We start from the raw sequence: 21,169 nt of genomic DNA, 5'->3' as shown, positions 1-21,169 counted from the left end.
CACAGGAGAAAAACGACAGAAAAATCAGGACGAACAGGCGACGCATGGGGTTCCCTCTTGGCAATAGCCAGGATCCGACGATCCTGGCCCCGCCACTATAAGCGGCCCCCTGGACAATTTTAAGCGACGTCTCTCAGCCGGGCCGCATCGACTCGACCACGAAGTCGAACTAATCCGATTCGCCGAGCGGCGGGCGCAATGCCGCCCACGGGTTGACCGGAACTTCTAGCACACCCGGAACCCGCTACGATTAACCCGACCGCCCTTCCATCGTGGTCAGGACGCATAGCCCGATTGCACCTTCCTCGAAAGGCTGATCTCGCGGTGGATTGAGCGCGAGACGGGATTCCGGGCCAGCCTGCACGCCGAGCAGGGTCTCACCGCGAGCGGCCACAGCCAACTCCATCTCCCCGAACCGCTCGCCGCCACGCAAGCCATACTCGGAAAGCGCGCGGAACTCGATCTCGGGTCCGCCAGCGGTGAACAGCTCGTCGAAGATCCGGCGAATCGCCGGCTGCAGGGCAATGCGCGCCAGCAGGTGGCTGACAATCATCGGGCTGATCACCGATTCCACGCCGGCCACTCGCGTCAACCCCTCGTTGGCGGCGTCGGCCAGCTCGACCAGAACCTGCGGTCGCCGTTCCTGGCCGGCCAGCAAGCTGTCGACCAGTCGATGCCCCACAATCGTCCGCGCATCGGCGGCCTCCTCGCTGCCCGCATGGTCGCTGGCCAGCACGAGGACCGACGAGAAGCCTTCGAGATGCGTGGCGCGCAGACTGCCGGCAAGCAGGAAGTCATCACGGACATGCTCGATCGGGACACGCGCTGCCCGGGGCGAATAGCGCTCGATCTCTTCCTGGCGCTTGGCGACATCGACCGAAGAAACCAGGCGAACCTCGAAGCGGTGATCGGCATAGCTACCGAACTCGTCGAGCAGGTTGGGCACACGCTGGTTCCAGCCGAGGATCAGGAGCCGATGCTTCCGCGCCCCCTGACGCAACGGCCGCCGGGCACTTCCGCGTTCGATCGGAGAAAGACGCTCACCCGCATTCCGCGTGGGCTGGGTATCGGCCAGGCTGCTTGCGAGCAGCACCAGCTTGTCACCCGCTTCGATGCGGGTGGCCGAGGGCGGATTGAGCAGCGCATGCGTTTCCTCACCGGATCCGCGAACGATCCCCATCACGACGGCGTGCGGAAACTGGCCCGCGACTTCCTTCAACCTCGCCCCGGCAAGATCCCCGGCCCGGCGAAGCAGGATTTCATTGCCCTGGCGGGCCGTCAGCACTTCGCGGTAGAAAGCTGACAGCCCGGGATGCAGCACGTTCTGCACCAGCAGCCGGCTGATGGCATCATCGGAAGCCACGATCTCCAGCGGCCCACGGTAGGCGCTGCGCGCCATGCCCATGTGCCGAATGTCCTGCATTTCGGCCACTACCAGGGGCGGCGGCTGGCCAAAACGCGAGGCGCGCGAGTCGATCGACAACAGCGAACGGATCGTCGCCACATCGGCACTGACCAGGCTGTCGGCCCGGGCGAAATCGGTGGGCATGATGACCACCGCGGCATTCAGGCATCCGGCGCGATGAATGGCCTCTTCCTCGAGCGGCGAGCCGTCTCGCAGAACGACATGCCTGGCCCGGCGACCGAGACCGGAGTCCACGCGCAGCGCCTGCGCCTGGGCTGCCGAGACACTGTCGGAGAGCACGACCGAGCGCAGGCGCCGGATGCCGAAGGCGCTCTGGAATTGCTCTCGGGCCCGATCGGATCCGACCAGCTCGCGCAGCAGCGGCAGCGTTCGGTTGGTCCATCCGATGATCACGACGTGCTGGCGCATCGCCACCGGCGTGAGCCCGCGCTCGAACTCGCGCATGCGGGCGATCAACCACTGCGTCATGATCGCCACCAGCGCGCCCAGGAAGACAACGTAGCCGCTAACCGTCAGAACGGTCGAGACGATGCGCCGCCAGGCACCCTCGTCATCGCCCAGGTAACCCGGATCGGTCAGCCGCAGGAAGGCCCACCAGATCGCGTCCGCGACCCCTTCGCCGCCGCCACCCAATCGAAGGGCCAGGCCGCCCGTCAGGGAAATCAGTCCGATGACCGCGGCCACGACCAACAACTGAAATCCGGCGCCCTTGACGAACTGACGCTCGACAATGAACTTGAGTCGGTCGACCAGCGGTAGCTTGATCACGGAACCACCGAACAGCTGTTGATCCTGCCAGCATCATAACGGTTCGGGCAGCCGCCGTTGATTCGATCGTACCCAGCCAGATTCGCGCTTACATCCGGCAGGTCGCATTCTTGCCGGCACCGAGGAAACGGATTCAGCGGGCTGAATCGGCGATTCCGGGCAAAACCGCCCTACGCTCCGGCTCCAACTGGCGGCGAAGCAGCTCGAATAGTTCACTGACCATCAGCACAACCGCACTGACGACCATCACGATGATCGCCATTCCGGTAAAAAACGCGAACCAGCCGAAAAAACTGCCCTGATACGTCGTGGTACCAAAGAAATAGGCCACGAACAAAAGCGCCCAGCCGACCAGAACGCAGATGACCACGACCCTCAACTTCTGCGCAAGGGTTCGCGGCGGTCGTGAACCAAAGACCAGGCTGCGCAGCAGGCTAAACAGCCACGCCGCCAGGGCGATGATGCCCCAGGCCTTCATGATCCACGGCATCACATCCCCCAGGTCAAACTCGACCGGCTCCTGTAAAGGCGGCTCCGTAGCGTCCGGATCCCTCTCACGCTCGGCCTGCTGTTGCACATAGTCCGCTTCCTGCTCTTCGATCCAGTCGATCGGCCCGAACCATTCGCTGTAGGTCTCATAACCACGCTCCACCCCGTCCCAGACGGAGTCCTCGAAGTTGACGTAGACCATGAACACGACCATGAACAGGTAAAACGCCCAGACCACCACCATGGGCGTGAGGCTCACCCAGCGAAGGTAATCAAGGCCAAGGCCGAGAAGAATCCGCAGCGGTTCGGGGACCGCGGCCGGACCTCTCGCATTCTCAGCTTGCATTGATCTCACGTTGCGCCTCCATCGAGATGGGTTCGGGTTCCCGACGCCGGGGATGCCGGGTTTCCCGAGCGGGTTCAGCGATTCTATTCGACAAGCGGCCGAATTCCGGGCCATTCCATTCGATGACGGTCCGCCCGGCCTTTACCGACAAGTGGATGGCCAGGTGTCCGCGCCTTTTGCGAATAAGTATCCCGAACAGTATCGGCAACCGAGGAATGGACCCATGCCAAGAACAATGCTTGCGGTGATCGTCACGGCAACCGGACTTGCCCTTCCCTTCGCGTGTCGCGGAGGCGATGTCGAGGACCTGATTTTCGCCGACCGTTTCGAGTTTCCGAGCCCGGGCGGCCCGCTGACCTGTCCCGAGGACGATGCCTTCGAGCCCAACGATGAATTCGAAACGGCCGCGCCGATTGTCCCGGGCACCGTAATCGAGGCCATCGTTTGCAGCGGCAATCAGGACCACTACGTGGTTATGGCCGACGACGGCGATGAGCTCGCCATCTTGTCGAGCTTCAGTCACGCTGAAGGCGACCTTGACATGCAGCTCTTCCGCGAAGGCCAAACCGACCCCATCGACTCTTCGCAAGGGACATCAGACTCGGAGTTCATCGCCTACACCATCCCGCCGGGCGAGGGCGGCAACTACATCGTCCGGGTTTTCGGCTACGCCGGCGCCTCCAACACCTACAGCCTGCAGGTGGATATCACGGGCAGCGCCTCGTTATCACCCTCCGGCCCTTGATCGGCCAGGAAGGCGAGATTCGCGGCGTTTGAAGCCAATGCGCACACCCGAATGACCAACTTTCTCGGCGGAATCCGGATAGCCCTTCAGGACATTGATTCACGCCGAGGAAATTTCGATGTTGCGCATCGCATCCATGGTCATTGCAGTACTGATGGCGCTGCCCGTCGCCGCCCAGGACAGCACAATCACCTATCAGGGTCAGCTGCAGGAAAACAGTACGCCGTTTACCGGCACGGCCAACCTGCAGTTCCAGCTCTACGACGCGCTGGTTGACGGCAGCCAGGTCGGCACCACGGTGATCCAGACCAACTGGCCGGTCGAGGACGGGCTGTTCCAGGTAGAGCTGGATTTCGGACCGGCGGCGTTCGACGGCAGCGCGCGGTTTCTCGAGGTTTGGGTCGACGGGGCGCCATTGAGTCCGCGCCAGCCGATTCGGCCGGCGCCCGTAGCGCTGTTCGCGCTCGACGGCAATGAAGGCCCCGAGGGCCCTCAAGGGCCGGCCGGGCCCCAGGGTGATCCCGGGCCCTCTGGGCCTCAAGGCCCAGAGGGTCCGGAAGGGGCATCGCCTTTCACGCTCGACTCGGCTACCGGCGCAATAGAGTACTTGTTCGAGACTCAGAAATTCAGTTTCGAACCCCGTGAAGGTGAGTTGGGTGGCGAATCATTTTTCTCACCCTCCCTCACGCTGGGGTATTCCGGCAATGAAGCCTCAGCCGCCGCTAGCGTTGTTTCCGGCGGCGGGTTTGATGCCGGCCCCAATCTCGCAACAGGTATTTACAGCACCGTCGGCGGGGGCGTCAATAACAAGGCCTTTGAAAGAGGCAGTACAGTCGGCGGCGGCGCGAGTAACGAGGCATCTGGAACTCTAAGTTCCATTGGAGGAGGCGCCGGCAACTCTGCCAATACAGGAGCCCACGTTGGCGGCGGTAGCAGCAACACCGCCAGCGGTATTTCAAGCTCCGTCGGCGGCGGATGGATCAATACCGCGAGCAACACGTTGGCGGTGGCTCAAGAAATTCGGCACATGGTGGATTTAGCACCGTTGGCGGTGGCGAAAGCAACACCGCTAGGGGTTCCATGAGTACCGTTGGCGGTGGCGACAGCAATACTGCAAACGGCGAAATGAGCTCCATTGGCGGGGGTAGTTCGAATGAGGCTGGCGGCGAGTCATCTAACATCAGTGGTGGTCATCAGAATGAAGCCCCTGGCTTTGCCGCCACGATTTCCGGTGGTGTTGAAAACTCCGCAAGTGGAAGCATGAGCACGGTGAGTGGCGGTCATCTGAATGAGACGTTCGGGCAGTTCAGTACGGTAGGTGGAGGTTGGATGAATACTGCCGTAACTGAAAGTGTTGTAAGTGGCGGCTGGCGTAACCGAGCGGCGGGAGTATGGAGTACTGTGAGCGGGGGGCGCCAGAATATCGCAGGCCGATATAGCGTGGCACCGGGTGGTTTCAACAATTGTGCAGGCGGTGAATTCAGTTGGGCCGGTGGAGCCGGGGCAAAAGTTCGTCCACCAAGTGGGGCAGATTTTTCAAGCTATGGTTGTTCGGGGGTTCCAGAAGGAGGTCCGGACGGAGACCGAGGAACTTTCATCTGGGCTGACTCCGCTGCCCCGAATGGCTCCTTCACGTCAACTGCGCCAAATCAGTTTCTGATCCGCGCTGCCGGCGGGGTTGGAATCAACACCAATGCGCCAGCCACCAATCTGCATCTTGGCGGTCTGAACACATCCTCGGGAACGCCGGATGGCATTCGGTTTGAGAATAACCAGGGGCGGCGATGGGATATTCATACCTCCGGAACGTCTCTGCTCTTCAACTACGATTCCGGGAATGACAGCACGAGCGTGGTCGCGTATGTAAGAAATGATGGCACGTGGATCCAGCTCTCTGACAGGCGGCTCAAGAATGACATCCAGCCGATCGAGGCCGTGTTGGGAAGAGTCGCCGCTCTCGAGGTTGTCGACTACCGACTCAATCACGATGCTCCAGACACCAAGCGTCAGATCGGCCTGATCGCGCAGGACGTCGCCGAGCAGTTTCCCCAGCTGGCCAGCCGGGAGGGAGAGGACGGGTACCTGGGCGTGAACTACGCCGGTTTTTCCGTCATCGCGCTGAAAGCCATCCAGGAGCAGCAGGCCTTCATCCAGGCCCAGGACGCGCGCATCGAGGAGCTTCGCACCGAAGTATCCGCACTCACGACCCAAGCCAGCCGGATCGAGGCGCTTTCCGAGCGCAACGTCGAACTGGAAGCCCGCCTTGCAGCACTCGAAACGCTGCTGATCGAGGACCGATCGCTGGCCGAGCATTTTCGATTTGAAACGAGGAAATAACCATGCACCCATCCACAATCGACCCGTACCAAGCAGCAAGCTCGAACAATTTTGCTCGTATGATCAGATCCTGGATGCTGGCGCTGACTATTTTCGGTCTACTCGTTTCGCCCCCACTGGCAGCCGACATCCTGCGTCTGTCGCTGGAAGGCCAGCTGAACGACGACGGCCTCAGCGTGAACGCCGACTACGACAACGCCACTTTCTCCGGCTTCTTCGAAATCGACCTCTCAAATCCACTTTCCAATCCGGCCAGCATCCGATTCTACGAGATGACCTCCTGGGCCATCGACCTGGTGCCGGAACCACCGAATCCGAACAATGCGCCGGTGATTCGGTTTTCCAGCAACAACGAACCCGATGACAAGGCCGAGGTTTTCCTCGACCGATTCAACAACACGATCAATATCTCGATCGAGGAGGACAACTCACCGTTCAGCCGGAGAAGACTGAGCCCGACCTTCGATCCGGACTTCAATATTTCCCCCGGCACTCGCTTTGAAGATCTTCTGACCGCAGACAACGCGAGCTTTCAAACCGTGCCGAGTTTTCTCAATGGCTCGCTGCAATTCGCTGTCAGCCAGGGCCCAACATCACTGGCTACGGCGTCCCTGGGTCTGGCGCTTCGCTATGTCGACGGCGTGAGTGGCGATGACGAAGGTGGCGTGAACGACTGCTCGACCCCGGCCAGCCCGTGCGCAACCATCCAGCATGCGATTGATTCGGCGCAACCCTGGGATGGCGTGATCGTGGCCGATGCGGTCTACACCGAGACGCTTGTTGTCGACAAGGCGCTGGACATACGCGGCGCATCCCGCCATGGCACGATCATCCAGGCTGCGGCAAGCCAGGGCCAGGCCGGTGATCGGGTCATCAGCGTCAACGACAACACCTATTTTGAGCTCAGCGACCTGACGATTCGACACGGCAACAGCGATGCGAGAGGCGGCGGACTGCGCAGCGTCGGCGATGATCTGCTCATCGAGGGCGTCACCTTCTTCCGCAACGACGCCGAAGGCGCGGGCGGCGGCCTTTCCTCTGGGGACAACACCGTGGTAATGGACAATGTCATATTCCGGGAGAATGAAAGTGACAGAGAGGGTGGCGGCGCTTCGCTTGGCGTCAATTTCGATCCGACGAGTGTGACCCTGACCCAGGTAAGCTTCGAAAACAACGCGTCCGTCATCGCCGGGGGCGGACTCGACCTGTTCAACAGCCAGGCCACGTTGGCCGATATCGCGCTTATCGGAAACAGCTCTGAAAAGGGCGGTGGGCTATCCTATCGAGCGACCAACAGCGTCGACTCCAGCCTGCAGATGACAAGCGTGGCGTTCAGAGGCAATAGCGCGACGCTCGACGGCGGCGGCATGTATACGGAGCAAGATACGCCATTCGAGATGATCAATGGTTTGTTCAGCGGCAACCTGGCCAACCTGGGCGGCGGCCTGTTTAACCAAGGCGGCACCGATGGCAACCGGGTTCTGACCAACGTGGCGATGACCGGCAATGACGCGCAGTTGCGCGGCGGTGCGATAGACAGACCCCTCCAGATGACGTTTCGCAACACCGCCATCTGGAACAACCGCGACAGCTCGGGCACGGGTACGGCGGAAGCGACCATGGACGACTATTCCGCCAGCAACATCGTCGAGGTCAGCAACAGCCTGCTGCAGGGCTACCCGGCCGGCGAATTCCCGGGCAGCGGAACGCTCGACGGCACCGACCCGAACAACAACCCCAAGTTCCTTACCCCGGTCAGCCCGATCGCTGCACCCAGCCCGGCCGGCAACCTGCGCCTGCGCGACACCTCGCCGGTGATCGATATGGGTGAGAACGCATTCGTGAGCGGCATCAGCACGGATCTCGATGGCTTTTCGAGAATCAACGACGGCATTGTCGACCTTGGACCATATGAGACCGGCAACGACAAGTTGTTCCAGGATCGCTTCGAACAACAGTGAGCGCATTGCCGGGGCGCAACATCAATGTCGGCTTGCCGCCCGCCCAATGGAGATTCGTCAGGGATCTCCCGAGCGGAATCCGGCCTTACTTTACGGTTCGATCGAGTTCCACAACTGATCGATCTGCTCGAATAGTTCGGACTTTTGCTCCGTATCCGTAGCGGCTTCGGCGGCGCGTCGTGCGTAATCCAGGGCCATACTCGCACGCTCGGACTCGTCGGCTGAGAGGCTATCGCGCGCCAGCGCAACGAGACCCTCGGCGGTCCGGACAGCGAACGGATCGGCGTAGTCACCAAGCGACTGAAAGGCCCGCACATAGACAGCCAGGGAATCGTCACGACGCCCCAGCCGGTCGAGCGTTTCGCCAAGGGATATCCGCAACTCGAGCTTGGATGGATGAGGTTCCGGCCTGATTCGGTCGTAGATTGCGAGTGCATCCTCCAGATGACTCACCGCCAGGACGAGGTCGCCCTGGCGTTCGGCGAGGGCCGCCTGCCAGGAAACGATGGTGGCCAGATTGCCGTCATCGGGCCCGCGGCTGAGTCGCCGAATCCGCCTCGCCTCGGCCAGCAGCTCGGCACTGCGCGCGTAATCCCCCTGCTCCAGCGCGATCCGTCCCAGCCGGTACTGGACCCGGCCGAATTCGTCGCTGTCGCTCCCGTAGAGTTCACGCATACGCGGACCGAGTGCTTCGAACACCGAGCGGGCCTGATCAAGACGGCCCAAGTCCATCGCGGTTGCAGCCAGGTTGCCCTGGGCGTGAAGCGTGTCTGGGTGGGCATCTCCAAGAGTGGCGATGCGATAGGCGACCACGTCCTCGAACATCGGCAACGCCCTCTCGGGCTGCCGAGTGAAGTTGTAGAACGCGGCCAGATCATTGACGATCAAGTGTCGTTCGGCTTCGAATCCGCGCTTGTCGGAGTAGATTGCCAGGGCCTGTTGCAACGTGGACTCGGCACGTTCGAACTCCCGCAGATTGGCCAGGGTGATCGCCAGGTTACGCAGGGATGTGGCGTGCAGAACCGGGCGACCCGCCACACCCTCCAACCGGGCGTTGGCCCGATTCAGGTAGTCCAGAGCCATCTGATGATCGTTTTGCAAGGCTGCCACTCGCCCGCGCCACATCATGACCTCCGCGTAGTCTGCTACCGGCGCATCGGGCATTGCCTTCAATCGGGCCAGTGCGCGGTCGAGCAGCGCTGCGGCCTGATCGAAATCCAGCAGATTACGATTGGCGATCGCCAGGGAAAGCAGCATCTCCACCTGCACCTCGGGTTCATCGTCCAGTGCATCGACAGACGCCGCACCCTGCTGCAGCAGCTCGTAGGCCGTGATATCGCGGCCGCCGTCGTTCAGCGGTGAGGCCTCTTCGAAAAGGCTGACCAGGTAGTCGCGCACCTGTCGCGCCTTGGCCGTCTCGACCTGGGCGCGTTGCGACTCCAGCGCCGCCCTGTCGCGCTCGGTAGCCAGTTGCCGGGACTGCATCCCAAGCAAGACCACGGACGCCAGGAGCAGGCCGATAAACGCCGCAGTGCCACTCACGGCCGCCTTGTTGCGTTGCACGAAACGCGAAAGTCGGTAGCGCCGGGTTGCCGCGCGTGCCTTGACCGGGAGTTGCTCGAGGTGACGACGCAAGTCGGCGGCAAATTCCGCAACGGTGGCGTAGCGAGCTTGCGAATCGCGCGCGAGCGCGGTCAATACGATATTGTCGAGATCGCCGCGCAGGGCCCGACGCAGTTTCCGGGGCGGTTCACGAAAGCACTCGGCGACCGTTTCGTCGATTTGGTTGTCGCGCCAGCGCTCGCTCGGCGGCCGTATGGTCGCCTGGTTGATCGTGTTCGCAATTTCGAAAGCGGTGTGTCCGGAAAGCCGATACGGCAACTCGCCGGTCAGCAGCACGTGCAGCACCAGGCCGAGCTGATAGACCTCGGAGCCCAGGGAGACGGGCTCTCCACGGGCCTGTTCCGGGCTGGCGTAATCAGGCGTCATGCGCCCGGCGCCGATCGTGGTTTCGGCATCGGCGACGCGATCGGGATCGAATATGCGGCCCAGCCCGAAATCGACCAGTCGAAGCATGCCGGTCGAGTCGACCAGCAGGTTGGCCGGCTTGATGTCGCGATGCAGGATCAGTCGCCTGTGAGCATGCTCCAGCGCATCGCAGGCCTGCAGCAACAGGCCCAAGCGTCCCCGAACCGACAGCTTGTGCTGGTTTGCGTAATCATGCACCGGCTGCCCGTCGATGAACTCCATCGCGAACCAGGGGCGTTGCGCCTCCCCTACCCCGCCATCGATCAATCGCGCGATATTGGGGTGCTCGAGCTGCGCCAGCATCGAGCGTTCGCGGTGAAACATCCTGACCAGCAGCGGGTCGCCCGCAGCGGCGCCGACGAGCTTGAGGGCTACGCATTGTTCGAAGTCACCCTCGCATCGCCAGGCCTTGAAAACCACGCCCATGCCACCGGCGCCGATTCGTTCGCCCAGGCGGAACGGACCGACGCGCATCCCTGCCCGCACGTCGCCCGATAGGATGGCAGCAGAAATCTCGGACGCGAAGTCCGGGTGTTCGCCACACGCGGAATCCAGGCCCGGCATGGCCGCACCGGACGCGTTGACCAGTTGCTCCAGGAGACGACGTTCCTCCCCGGAGAGGGTCGATTGATCGACCTTTTCACCGTCGAGAATTCGTTCCAGCAGTCGGTCAAGCTCGCTCAGCCGTACTATCTGCATCCCGCACCCGAGCATGAAAAACTGATGGGTTTCAAAACTCGATAACCGTTCCGTCGCGGAAACGGTCGGAGAAAATCGCATCTTGCACCGCCAGGAGTATCTGCTGGGGCGAAAACTGGCTGGTATTGCCCTGGTTGTCCGTCGTCTTGGCGACCAGGTAACTTCCGGGCAATACCGGCGGCAGGGTGGGCACTAAACTGCCGGTGACCCATTGCTGCGCCTGTGTATCCGGGTAGATCACAGTGCCCACGTGGCGCTCGCCCTGCGTGGTATCGGTCCCCGCGACGTAGAAGTCTACCCGCAGGGGATAGGCCGCATTCTGCGTGGCGGTCAGCACACGAAAGCGGTACTCGATTTCTCCGGTTTCGGTGTCCAGCTCGGTTGCCGAGACATCGAATTCTGGAAAGTTCTGCAGCCGGTTGGGACCTTCGTCGGCATCTCCCGGATCGGCCGAATCACCGCCGGGGCCCAGATCGATACCGCGCTCGTTGCCGACCATCCGGTTACCGCGAATCGAATGGCTCAGGACCGAAGCTCCAGGATCACCGGTGAATTCAATGGCGGCCCCGACGTTGTGAAACGAATTTCTCAGGAACGCCTTGTCCGGAATCTGCTCAGTCGGCCCGTAGCCGATGCGGTGATTCAGGACAGGGGCTCCCGAACTTCGAATGCGAATTCCAGTGCCGTTTGGCAACAGGGTGCTGGTGCCATGCAGACCGATTGAATTCCCCTGTATCCAGGTTTCCGTGGAGCCGTCATCGAGTTGGATCCCGGTTTCGTTGAATCCAATAACGTTTTCGAGGATGTCGACTGTGTTGTTCGGCCCATTCACAAGCACACCGACTGTGTTCCCCAGATCGGAGCCTTGGTCGTCAGTACCGATGAAGTTGCGGCTGACAACCACGATCCCGCTTCCGACATTGTTGATGAAAACGCCCCGATCATTGCCGACAATCACGTTGCCGTCTCCAGGACTACCACCCACCATAGCCAGACCGCCCAAGCTAATACCGTTGATAGCGCCGCCGTAGAGGTGACTGCGGGTGATTTCATGCCCAGTCCCGGAGACGATCTCGATATTCGATGTGCCGTGATGTGCGACTATTGCGGAATCGATGATGGTGTTATCGGCATTGAAAACGTTGATTCCATAAGGCGCCCCGACTTGATCCCCGTCAGGCGTAACTCCCACACGAACGTGCCGTATAAGATTGTCACTGACCGTATTGCCAAAGCCTCCAACGCGCACATTGAAGGACGTGGCGTTGCCGATGTGATTGACGATACTGACGTCGCCAACCGTGTTACCGGAACTGTCGATATCCAGAGCGACCTCCCCCCTGCCGAAATCGCTGGCTTCGAAATTGGGCGGCACCAGGAAGTCGTGCGGCATGCCAATCAGGTTGCTGGTCAGCGTCTGACCGTCCGCTTCGATCAGAATTTCACCGTCGACGTTGTTGGAAATGGTATTCGAGCCGAATCCTCCGATGTAGTTGTCGGGTCCGGCAGTCGGGGCGATATGAATACCGTAGGCGCCGTTACCCGCGGCCGGCTCCGGAATGAACGCCGAACCGGATCCAGTCGGAGGACGCAGGCCGATAACGTTGTTCTGAACAAAGGTCGCCTCGGACCCACCGCTGATCAGAATCCCGCTGGTACCGTTATAGGAGATCACGCTGTCGCGAACCATCGTCACATTGCCGCCACCGCTCGCCGACGCTCCGTCAACGACAATGCCGAATTGTCCATTCCCCAGACTACTGAGCGACTGTGGAAGCCAGGCAAAACCGATGGTGCACTGCTCGATGGTGAAGCCGTTTCCGCCGAGCAATACGATCCCGCTGTTCGGGAATGCTTCAATGGCTAGCGCCCGGACCGTCGATCCTCCACTCCCCGCACCAAAAATCAAACCACTGGCGCCGGGCGCGCCAGTGGCCGAGTATCGCAGCACGACGCGAGGCTGGCCGCTGCCGCTGACATAGTCAGCATGTGTCGAGCCATCGATGGTTATGCGATCCGTCACGGCCGGCAGGATCGTGGACGGCTGGATGACTGACCACCCAAAATTATCCGTAGGCAGGGCATCGTCGAAGGCAATGATTACATGACCAGCCGTCGCGTTGGCTTCCTGGATGGCCGCTCTGAGCGTGCACGCTGTGTCGAAGGGCAGCATGAACCCGGTATCGCACACGCCATCGCCGATATCCATGTCGGATTGGTCACCGAGGCTGTTGATCGTAAACGTCGCCTGGGCGGCGACGCCCGTCGAGACAAGACACAAAAGGGTCATCGCTAGTTGCCGCAACAGTCGTGATGCCCGCAAGCGCACTCGCAAGTTGACCGATCCAATCCCGCTGCCGCGCTTGCCGCTCGTGACATGAAAGTACTGCCGTACCGGCTCTCTGCTCATTCGTTTCCTCCCGATCACAGGTTTCGCATATTTTCCGAAAGGTCTATTCGGAAATGCGCGGAAACCTTGGCCAATCGATCTGTGCAGAAGTCGATTGGAGATGAGGGATGAGTCGTGAATCGAAAGGGGCAATCGGTTCAGCTGGATGGCGTTACTTGGCCAAGCGCCGCCAGCCAGGCGCGCGCGCGCTGCCATTTGCGCTGAACCGTTCGCCTGGAGATCTCCAGCGCCTGGGCTGTTTCATCGAGCGTGTAACCGGCAAAGAAGCGGCACTCGACGATGCGGGCCATATCGGCATCCATCAGCTCGAGCTTTTCGAGCAACTGGTCGACGGCGAGCACCTGCTCGGCCCGCGCCGGACCGTCGTCCGGCAGCTGACCGAGATCGACGTCCACCTGGATACCGCTGCGCTTGTCTGCGAACAGACTGCGCGCATAGTCGACGATGATGCCGCGCATGGCCCGGGCGGCAACGGCGTAGAAATGCCCGCGATCGTTCCAGTCCAATTCCGATGAGCGGGCCAGTTTGGCGTAGCTCTCGTGCACCAGCGCGGTCGTGTTGAGCGTCTCGCCCGGGCGCCAGCGAGCCAACTGACCGCGGGCGATACGCCGCAGATCCTCGTAGACCACCGGGACCAGCTCATCGAACGAACCTTCGTCCCCGTCGCGACAGCGGTGCAGCAACATCGTAATGGTATGCGGATCCGACATGGATGGCGCGCCTCCTCGCGCCGTTTCGGATAAGCTTGGAGTGGAGTATATCGCCTTGGTGGCCAATCTCGAAAAATGGATTCGTGGCGAATCGTAGCGGGCATCGATACCGAACGCATGGCGCGGCTGGATCGGGCGCTCGAGCGCGCGCTGGAAACCGGTGAAATCGACCCGACCATCGACGACCCTCGGGAAATCCAGCTTCTCGAGAATCTGATCCGCGCCGCCGGCGTCGAACTGCCCGGCCTTCAACAGCCGCTGATCCAGCACGAATCCCTTGCCGCGGGCCTGTCGGCCGCGCTGGCCGAGGAAGACACGCTCGTCCCGGGTACCTCGGTGGGCGCCTTTCGCCTCGTAGAGCGAATCGGACGAGGCGGCATGGGTGTGGTTTTCCTGGCCGAACGGATTCACGGCGGCTTCGAGCAACGCGTCGCGCTGAAAGTCCTGTCGGGAAGCCAGCCCGATTCGACGGGCTTCCTGCTGTTCCAGCGCGAGCGCGAACTCCTGGCCCGGCTCGAGCACCCCGGCATCGCCCGCCTGATCGACGGTGGCGTCACCGAACAATGGCGACCCTGGCTGGCGATGGAGTATATCGAGGGCACGCCGATCCACGACTACGCGGCCGGCAAGCGCCTTTCCGTCGACGAACGCATCGAACTGTTCCTGCAGGCCTGCGACGCGCTTGACTATGCCCACCGTCAGCTCGTGCTCCACCGCGACATCAAACCGGCCAATATCCTGGTCGATCGCTCGGGCAAGGTCCGACTGGTCGATTTCGGCCTGGGCCGCTCACTGGCCCCGGATCAGCCCGACGACGACCAGCCGACCATCAGCCTGGGCCGCTTGACGCCCGGCTACGCCAGCCCGGAGCAGGCGCGCGGCGAAGCCGTGACCGTCGCCTCCGAGGTATACCAGCTCGGCCTGGTGCTATACCGGCTGTTATGCGGCAAGCTGCCGTACCAGGCCAGGGGGCTTAGCGCTTTCGAGCTGGCGAGAAACATCAACGAAGCCGTGATCGCGTCGCCCAGCACGTGCTGGCGCGACGGCCGGCACAAGGCGCCGGAACGAGACCAGTTCGGCGAATCGCCGCGCCAGCTTACCCGCGAGCTGCGCGGCGACCTGGACAACATCGTGCTGGCAGCACTGGCTCGCGACCCGGCACGGCGCTATCGCAGCGTCGAAGCCCTCGCCGCCGACCTGCATCGTCACCAGCTGACCCAGCCCATCCAGGCGCGGGCCGCGACCCGCCGCTACCGCCTGGAGCGATTCGTCCGCCGTCACGCCGTCGGCGTCATCGCAGGCGTCGCCCTGGCGGTCGTTCTTGTCGGCAGCGTATTCACCCTGGCGCTGCAGGCGGATCGACTGGCCTACGAGCGCGACCGCGCGGTTGCCGAAGCCGCGAAGAACCAACGCCTGATCGACGCGATGAGCAGCATGATCCGGCTGGCCGACGCCGACCAGAATGCCGGGCAGCTGATGACCCTGGGCGATCGCCTGCAACAGTACCAGGCCCACGTACGCGCCGAGTTGAAGAACGACCCGTCGGCGCGCATGCGGCTACTCGGCATCGTCGGCGAGGCGATGCAGAAAATCCGCTACTGGACCCAGGCCGCCGATACGCTCGAGGAAGCGCGCACGCTGGCGCTGGACCAGCACGGACCGGCACATCCCGAAACGGTCGAATTGACCCTGGCGCTGGCCGAATCCCGGGCCTTCAGCGGCGACCTGGCCGGCGCCGAAGCGCTGCTTGCAGAATTGATGGACTCGAGTTCGAGCGAAGACGCTCTGGCCGACAGCCTCTACATGCGCGGCTACCTGCGCACCTTCCATTTAGCCAAAGACGATCCGCACTGGAAGCGGGGCATCGAGGATCTGCAGGCTGCGCTCGCGATCTACCAACGACGAAACGACGCTCCGCATCCCGACATCGCGCAGGCCATGCACGCTTTGGGCATCAAGCACCCGGACCCGGATCGGCGACTCGACATGACGCACGCCGCGCTCGAAATGACCATCGAACTGTTCGGTCCCGATCATGTCACCACCGCCTCGCGCATGGCCGAGCTGGCCCTGGTGCACGACGCCCTCGGCCAGTTCGAGCAGGCCGCGGAAATCGGCCGCCGCGCCTGGGAAATCCACGCCGCAGAGCGCGGAGAGAGTAACCCGGCTTCAATCACGATTCTCAGCAACCTGGCCGGCAGCTTGCGCCTGGCCGGCGACCTGGATCGGGCGGTCGAAATCTACGAGCAGACCCACGACCTCAGGCTGCAGACGCTGCCCGAAGACCACCTGCTGCTGGCCTTCACGGCCCACGGCCTGGGCAACACACTGCGCGAACTGGGCCGGCTTGAAGAATCGGAACGCTGGTTGCGCGAAGCGCTGCGGCTTTGCCTGAAACATGGGTCCGGCAATGAGGCGATTACCCGGGTCAATCTTTCCAGAACGCTCCAAGCAAGCGGCCGGTTGGAACAGGCCGTGACGGAACAGCGCCTGGCGGTACAGGCATTCGAGACCCATCGCGGAGCCGAATCCGATGCAAGTCGCATGGCGATCGCCCGGCTCAATGAATTACTGAGCCGGACGAACTGAGCAAGGCCATCCAAGCAATCCGCCTCACGGCTGCTCGAAGCGATCCGAGAAAATCCCATGCGCGCGCCGGCCCACGCACCCAGGCCAAAAGTGCCACCGGGCTCTGGATGACGTCTAACCACCTGCCGATCCGCGCTCTTGCCGGGAAATCCGTTGCAGGACGGCTCGAACTGCAGACTGCAGCGGCCGACTGGGGGTTATCCGGAAGCGTTCGCCAAACAGGGCCAGCAGCATTCAGCCAAGTGTGAGCTCAGCCCCGTTGAGCCCGCTTGCGCTCGTGTTCCTTGAGGTGGCGCTTGCGCAGGCGGATGTGCTCGGGGGTGACTTCCACCAGTTCATCGTCGTTGATGAATTCCATCGCCTGTTCGAGGGTCATGCGCTGGTGCGGCGTCAGCTGCACGGCATCGTCCTTGCCGGCGGCGCGGACGTTGGTCAGCTTCTTGCCCTTCATCGGGTTGACGACCAGGTCGTTCTCGCGTGCGTGAAGGCCGATGATCTGGCCCTCGTAGACGTCCTCGCCAGGGCCGACGAACAGCTTGCCGCGATCCTGAAGATTGAACAGCGCAAAGGCGACGGTCGTGCCGTTTTCCATGCTGATCATGGTGCCGTTGGCGCGCTCGGCCACGCGCTCGGTGGCCGGTCCCCAGTGGTCGAATACGCGGAAGAACAGGCCGGTGCCGGATGTCATGGTGCGGTAGGCACTCTGGAAGCCGATAAGGCCTCTAGCCGGCGCCATGTAGTCGAGACGAACACGACCCTTGCCGTCGGGCTGCATGTTCTCGAGCTGGCCCTTGCGCTCGCCCATGGCCTGCATGACCGCGCCCTGGTAGCTCTCCTCCATATCGAGCACGACCTGCTCCCAGGGTTCCTGGATATTGCCCTGCTCGTCCTCGCGCTTGCGCACTCGCGGGCGCGAAACGGCCAGCTCGTAGCCTTCGCGGCGCATCGTCTCGATCAGCACGGCCAGGTGCAGTTCGCCACGACCGGCGACGTCGAACTGATCGGGGTCGGACGTGTCGGCCACCTGCAGGGCCACATTGTGCGTTGACTCCTGGAACAGGCGTGCGCGCAGTTGTCGGCTGGTCAGGTACTTGCCTTCGCGGCCGGCAAACGGCGAGCTGTTGACCTGGAAGGACATGTGGATGGTCGGCTCGTCGACGGTCAGCGCCGGCATGGGCTCGACCCTGGCCGGATCGCACAGCGTGTCGGAAATGCCGATCCCGTCGACACCCGATACGGCGATGATGTCACCGGCGGAAGCCTCGTCGACTTCCTCGCGCTTGAGCCCCTTGAAACCGAGCACCTGCAGGATCTTGCCCGCCCGCTTCTTGCCTTCGCGATCGACCACCGTCACGGCCTGGTTCGGCCGCACGCGCCCGCGCTTGATGCGACCGACGCCGATCAGCCCGACGTAGGACGAATACGACAGGCTCGAAATCTGCATCTGGAACGGCCCTTCCGGATCGACGGCCGGCGCGGGCACGTGTTCGACCAGGGTCTCGTACAGCGGGGTGAGGTCGCCCTCGGTCACGTCAGCCTCGAGCGAGGCGTAACCATTGAGCGCCGAGGCGTAAACGATCGGGAAATCGAGCTGCTCGTCGGTGGCACCGAGCTTGTCGAAAAGATCGAAGGTCTGGTTGATGACCCAATCGGGCCGCGCCCCGGGCCGGTCGACCTTGTTGACCACCACGATCGGCCTGAAACCCATGTCGAAGGCCTTCTGCGTGACGAAACGCGTCTGCGGCATCGGCCCGTCGACGGCGTCGACCAGCAGCAGCACCGAGTCGACCATCGACAGCACGCGCTCGACCTCGCCGCCGAAATCGGCGTGGCCCGGGGTGTCGACGATGTTGATGCGCCAGCCCTGCCAGTCGATGGCGGTGTTCTTCGACAGGATCGTGATGCCGCGCTCGCGCTCCTGGTCCTCGGAGTCCATCACCCGCTCGGTCAGGCGCTCGTGTTCGGCGAAGGAGCCGGACTGGCGCAGCAGCTGGTCAACCAGCGTTGTCTTGCCGTGGTCGACGTGGGCGATGATGGCGATGTTACGCAGCTTCATGGATGATCCGTGAATTTCAGAAAGTCAGCCGGCCATTATAACCTTGATTGCTCATGGGCAGGCAGATTGCATTCAATCAGAGCGCCCGCCTCCGGGAATCCGGCGCGATGTCGCCGATCGAGACCAGGTTCGGGAATTCTGCGTTAATCTGCCAATCCTGAGATCTTCGGCAAACATGGCTAACATGAGCGCATGAACCCTGACATCGAACCGTTCATCCGCCTGGCGGTCGCCCTGGCCATCGGCCTGCTCGTCGGAATCGAGCGCGGCTGGCATCGGCGGGAGAAGGAGGAGGGCGAGCGGGTCGCCGGCCTGCGAACCTATTCACTGCTCGGCCTGGTCGGCGGCGTCGTCGGCATCATGAGCCCGGACGGCGACTTCTGGCTGATCGGCCTGGTCTTCATCGGCCTTGCCATCGCCAGCGCGACCGCCTACGCGGTGACGACCCGGGCCGGACACGACTACGGCATCACCAGCGAAACGGCCGCCATGGCCACCTACCTGCTCGGCGCGCTCGCCGGTGTCGGGGAGGTGGCCCCGGCCGCGGCCGGGTCAATCGTCATGGCGATGCTGCTCGGCTACAAGGAGCGCCTGCACGGCCTGCTCGACACGCTGCGCCGCGAGGAGCTGACCGCGGGGCTGAAGCTGCTGTTGATCTCCGTAGTGCTGCTGCCGATCCTGCCCAATCGCGGCTTCGGGCCCTGGGATGCGCTCAATCCCTATGTCATCTGGTGGATGGTGGTGCTGATCGCCGCCATCTCGTTTTTCGGATACATCGCGATACGCGTGGCTGGCCCGCGCCGCGGTATCGTGTTCGGCGGATTGTTCGGCGGAATGGCCTCGTCGACGGCCACGACGCTCGCCTTCGCCCGCATCGGGGCCCGCGAAATTCGCCTTTCCCCCGAGCTGGCGGCCGGCATCCTGCTCGCCTGCGGCGCCATGATCGGCCGCATGATGCTGCTCGCCACGCTGATTCACGCCCCCCTGTTCGCCACGCTGTGGCTCCCGGCGCTGTTGCTGCTTGGTTGCACCCTGGCGCCGGTTCCGTTTTTCCTGCTGCGTGGTAGGGCTGACCAGCCCGACGGCGAGGAAAGCACCCTGCTTCGCAACCCGATGGAACTGAAGTCCGCCCTGTTCTTCGGCGCCCTGCTGGCGGTCATCATGCTGTTGGGCAAGGCGCTGTCCGAATGGGCCGGCGATGCCGGCCTGTGGATCCTGGCCGCCGCGTCGGGGCTGGCCGACGTCGACGCCATCACCCTGTCGCTGGCGCGCATGAGCCAGGGCGAGGTCGCGCTGCAGGTCGCCTCGGTCGGCATCATCATCGCGGCCGGCGCCAACTCCCTGCTCAAGGGCGGCATGGCACTGGGTATCGGCGGTCGAGCCCTGGGATGGCGCGTACTGCTGCCGCTGGCCACCGGTTCGGCAGCGGCGCTGGCTACGGTCTTCACCTTCTACTTCGCCGGATTGCAGGCATGAAGAAACACAATTCCCCCATCACGATCGGCGGCAACACCGTCGAGCCGGGTCAGCGCCGCAGCATCGATCTCGAGGTCGGGCGGCTCTACACGCATTCGCCGACGACCATGCCGGTGCAGGTTCTCTGCGGCAAGCGGCCGGGCCCGGTCCTGTTCGTCTCGGCCGCCATCCACGGTGACGAACTCAACGGCGTCGAGATCATCCGTCGGCTGCTGGCCGTGCCCCAGCTCAAGCGTCTCCGGGGCACGCTCATCGCCGTACCCATCGTCAATCTTCACGGTTTCATCAACCTGTCGCGCTACTTCCCGGACCGGCGCGATCTCAACCGCAGCTTTCCGGGCTCCGAGGGTGGCTCTCTGGCCGCCCGCGTGGCGCACATTTTCATGACCGAGATCGTCAGCCAGGCGACCCACGGCATCGACCTGCATACCGGCGCCGTCCATCGCGGCAACCTGCCGCAGATCCGCGCCAACCTCGACGACGAACAAACCCTGTCGCTGGCCCAGGCTTTCGGTACGCCGGTGATTCTCAACTCGGCCCTGCGTGACGGCTCGCTGCGCATGGCGGCGATGGATCATGACATTCCCATCCTGCTGTACGAGGCGGGAGAAGCGCTGCGCTTCGACGAAGTCGCCATCCGCGGCGGCGTCGAGGGCGTCGTGCGCGTCATGCGCCAGCTCGAAATGCTGCCCAGAACCCGCATGAAGGCGCCGCCGAACCCGGTCGTGGCTCGCTCGAGCAGCTGGGTGCGCGCCCCGCAGAGCGGACTGTTCCGGGCCTGGGGGCGGCTGGGCGACCGCGTGGTCAAGGATGAAACCGTCCTGGGCATGGTTTCCGACCCCTTCGGTGAGGCCGAACGCGAAATCGTCGCCCCCTATTCCGGCATCGTCATCGGCCGGCTCAACCTGCCGCTCGTCAACGAAGGCGACGCCGTCTACCATATCGCCCGCTTCTACCGCACCGACATCGCCCACGAGCGCGTCGGCGACTACACGGAATCACTCGAGTCGGACAGCTTTCCGTATGGCGAGCAGACCTGAACGATTACCGGCCGAAGTGGCGCACCCGGCCAGCAGTTTGCGTATACAGAAGTTAGACTCGTGCACAATCCAAGGACGAAAAGGAGCCC

13 protein-coding genes are annotated in these 21,169 nt (G+C 62.9%); 7 read left to right on the top strand and 6 right to left on the bottom strand.

Annotation, left to right across the window (positions count from 1 at the left end):
* Nucleotides 1-250: 250 nt before the first annotated feature.
* A complete protein-coding gene (locus tag ACDC67_RS03935; RefSeq protein ID WP_376690796.1) occupies nucleotides 251-2,194 on the bottom strand; it encodes a CASTOR/POLLUX-related putative ion channel in 1,944 nt (647 codons plus the stop codon).
* A gap of 133 nt (nucleotides 2,195-2,327) precedes the next feature.
* A complete protein-coding gene (locus ACDC67_RS03930; RefSeq protein ID WP_376690794.1) occupies nucleotides 2,328-3,029 on the bottom strand; it encodes a hypothetical protein in 702 nt (233 codons plus the stop codon).
* A 223-nt stretch (nucleotides 3,030-3,252) separates the two neighbouring features.
* Between ACDC67_RS03930 and ACDC67_RS03925 the strand changes: the two genes are divergently transcribed.
* The 4 genes from ACDC67_RS03925 (at nucleotide 3,253) to ACDC67_RS03910 (ending at nucleotide 8,072) form a co-directional block, all read left to right on the top strand.
* A complete protein-coding gene (locus ACDC67_RS03925) occupies nucleotides 3,253-3,774 on the top strand; it encodes a hypothetical protein (RefSeq protein ID WP_376690792.1) in 522 nt (173 codons plus the stop codon).
* 118 nt (nucleotides 3,775-3,892) lie between these two features.
* Nucleotides 3,893-4,858, top strand: coding sequence for a hypothetical protein (locus ACDC67_RS03920; RefSeq protein ID WP_376690790.1), 966 nt, complete (start codon nucleotides 3,893-3,895; stop codon nucleotides 4,856-4,858).
* Nucleotides 4,855-6,111: a tail fiber domain-containing protein gene (locus tag ACDC67_RS03915; protein WP_376690789.1), complete on the top strand. Its 1,257-nt coding sequence runs from the start codon at nucleotides 4,855-4,857 to the stop codon at nucleotides 6,109-6,111. The genes ACDC67_RS03920 and ACDC67_RS03915 overlap by 4 nt, the downstream gene beginning before the upstream one ends.
* 2 nt (nucleotides 6,112-6,113) lie before the next feature.
* Nucleotides 6,114-8,072 (top strand): choice-of-anchor Q domain-containing protein, encoded by a 1,959-nt coding sequence (locus ACDC67_RS03910; protein ID WP_376690787.1) that lies wholly within the window; start codon nucleotides 6,114-6,116, stop codon nucleotides 8,070-8,072.
* A 90-nt stretch (nucleotides 8,073-8,162) separates the two neighbouring features.
* Here the strand turns inward: ACDC67_RS03910 and ACDC67_RS03905 are convergent, their stop codons facing one another.
* The 3 genes from ACDC67_RS03905 to ACDC67_RS03895 all read right to left on the bottom strand — a co-directional run bounded on the left by ACDC67_RS03905 (nucleotide 8,163) and on the right by ACDC67_RS03895 (nucleotide 13,919).
* Nucleotides 8,163-10,799: a protein kinase domain-containing protein gene (locus ACDC67_RS03905; protein WP_376690785.1), complete on the bottom strand. Its 2,637-nt coding sequence runs from the start codon at nucleotides 10,797-10,799 to the stop codon at nucleotides 8,163-8,165.
* 31 nt (nucleotides 10,800-10,830) lie between these two features.
* A complete protein-coding gene (locus ACDC67_RS03900) occupies nucleotides 10,831-13,209 on the bottom strand; it encodes an autotransporter outer membrane beta-barrel domain-containing protein (RefSeq protein ID WP_376690783.1) in 2,379 nt (792 codons plus the stop codon).
* A gap of 137 nt (nucleotides 13,210-13,346) precedes the next feature.
* The gene (locus ACDC67_RS03895; protein WP_376690781.1) at nucleotides 13,347-13,919 is read right to left on the bottom strand and encodes an ECF-type sigma factor; all 573 of its coding nucleotides are present in this window, start codon (nucleotides 13,917-13,919) and stop codon (nucleotides 13,347-13,349) included.
* A gap of 75 nt (nucleotides 13,920-13,994) precedes the next feature.
* Here ACDC67_RS03895 and ACDC67_RS03890 point away from each other — a divergent pair, with 75 nt between their 5' ends.
* Entirely contained in the window at nucleotides 13,995-16,508 is a 2,514-nt protein-coding gene (locus tag ACDC67_RS03890) for a serine/threonine-protein kinase (protein WP_376690779.1), read from the top strand.
* A gap of 250 nt (nucleotides 16,509-16,758) precedes the next feature.
* Here ACDC67_RS03890 and typA read toward each other — a convergent pair whose 3' ends face one another.
* The gene (gene typA, locus ACDC67_RS03885) at nucleotides 16,759-18,564 is read right to left on the bottom strand and encodes a translational GTPase TypA (protein WP_376690777.1); all 1,806 of its coding nucleotides are present in this window, start codon (nucleotides 18,562-18,564) and stop codon (nucleotides 16,759-16,761) included.
* 192 nt (nucleotides 18,565-18,756) lie between these two features.
* On the opposite strand from typA, the gene ACDC67_RS03880 reads away from it, so the two are divergent.
* Both ACDC67_RS03880 and ACDC67_RS03875 read left to right on the top strand, forming a co-directional pair.
* Entirely contained in the window at nucleotides 18,757-20,040 is a 1,284-nt protein-coding gene (locus ACDC67_RS03880; protein ID WP_376690776.1) for an MgtC/SapB family protein, read from the top strand.
* Complete coding sequence (locus ACDC67_RS03875; RefSeq protein WP_376690774.1) at nucleotides 20,037-21,080, top strand: succinylglutamate desuccinylase/aspartoacylase family protein; 1,044 nt, start codon at nucleotides 20,037-20,039, stop codon at nucleotides 21,078-21,080. The genes ACDC67_RS03880 and ACDC67_RS03875 overlap by 4 nt, the downstream gene beginning before the upstream one ends.
* The last annotated feature ends 89 nt before the right edge of the window (nucleotides 21,081-21,169 follow it).

This window comes from Wenzhouxiangella indolica, from assembly GCF_042310355.1.
Classification (GTDB): domain Bacteria; phylum Pseudomonadota; class Gammaproteobacteria; order Xanthomonadales; family Wenzhouxiangellaceae; genus Wenzhouxiangella.
The sequence above is the reverse complement of the archived record's forward strand: the minus strand, read 5'-3'. Positions and strand labels throughout refer to the sequence as shown.

Excerpts from the sequence above, each read along its gene's own strand:
- ACDC67_RS03930 (WP_376690794.1), bottom strand. The coding sequence starts at position 3,029 with ATGCAAGCTGAGAATGCGAGAGGTCCGGCCGCGGTCCCCGAACCGCTG.
- ACDC67_RS03925 (WP_376690792.1), top strand. The coding sequence starts at position 3,253 with ATGCCAAGAACAATGCTTGCGGTGATCGTCACGGCAACCGGACTTGCC.
- ACDC67_RS03920 (WP_376690790.1), top strand. The coding sequence starts at position 3,893 with ATGTTGCGCATCGCATCCATGGTCATTGCAGTACTGATGGCGCTGCCC.
- ACDC67_RS03915 (WP_376690789.1), top strand. The coding sequence starts at position 4,855 with ATGAGTACCGTTGGCGGTGGCGACAGCAATACTGCAAACGGCGAAATG.
- ACDC67_RS03910 (WP_376690787.1), top strand. The coding sequence starts at position 6,114 with ATGCACCCATCCACAATCGACCCGTACCAAGCAGCAAGCTCGAACAAT.
- ACDC67_RS03905 (WP_376690785.1), bottom strand. The coding sequence starts at position 10,799 with ATGCAGATAGTACGGCTGAGCGAGCTTGACCGACTGCTGGAACGAATT.
- ACDC67_RS03900 (WP_376690783.1), bottom strand. The coding sequence starts at position 13,209 with ATGAGCAGAGAGCCGGTACGGCAGTACTTTCATGTCACGAGCGGCAAG.
- ACDC67_RS03895 (WP_376690781.1), bottom strand. The coding sequence starts at position 13,919 with ATGTCGGATCCGCATACCATTACGATGTTGCTGCACCGCTGTCGCGAC.
- ACDC67_RS03890 (WP_376690779.1), top strand. The coding sequence starts at position 13,995 with ATGGATTCGTGGCGAATCGTAGCGGGCATCGATACCGAACGCATGGCG.
- typA (WP_376690777.1), bottom strand. The coding sequence starts at position 18,564 with ATGAAGCTGCGTAACATCGCCATCATCGCCCACGTCGACCACGGCAAG.
- ACDC67_RS03880 (WP_376690776.1), top strand. The coding sequence starts at position 18,757 with ATGAACCCTGACATCGAACCGTTCATCCGCCTGGCGGTCGCCCTGGCC.
- ACDC67_RS03875 (WP_376690774.1), top strand. The coding sequence starts at position 20,037 with ATGAAGAAACACAATTCCCCCATCACGATCGGCGGCAACACCGTCGAG.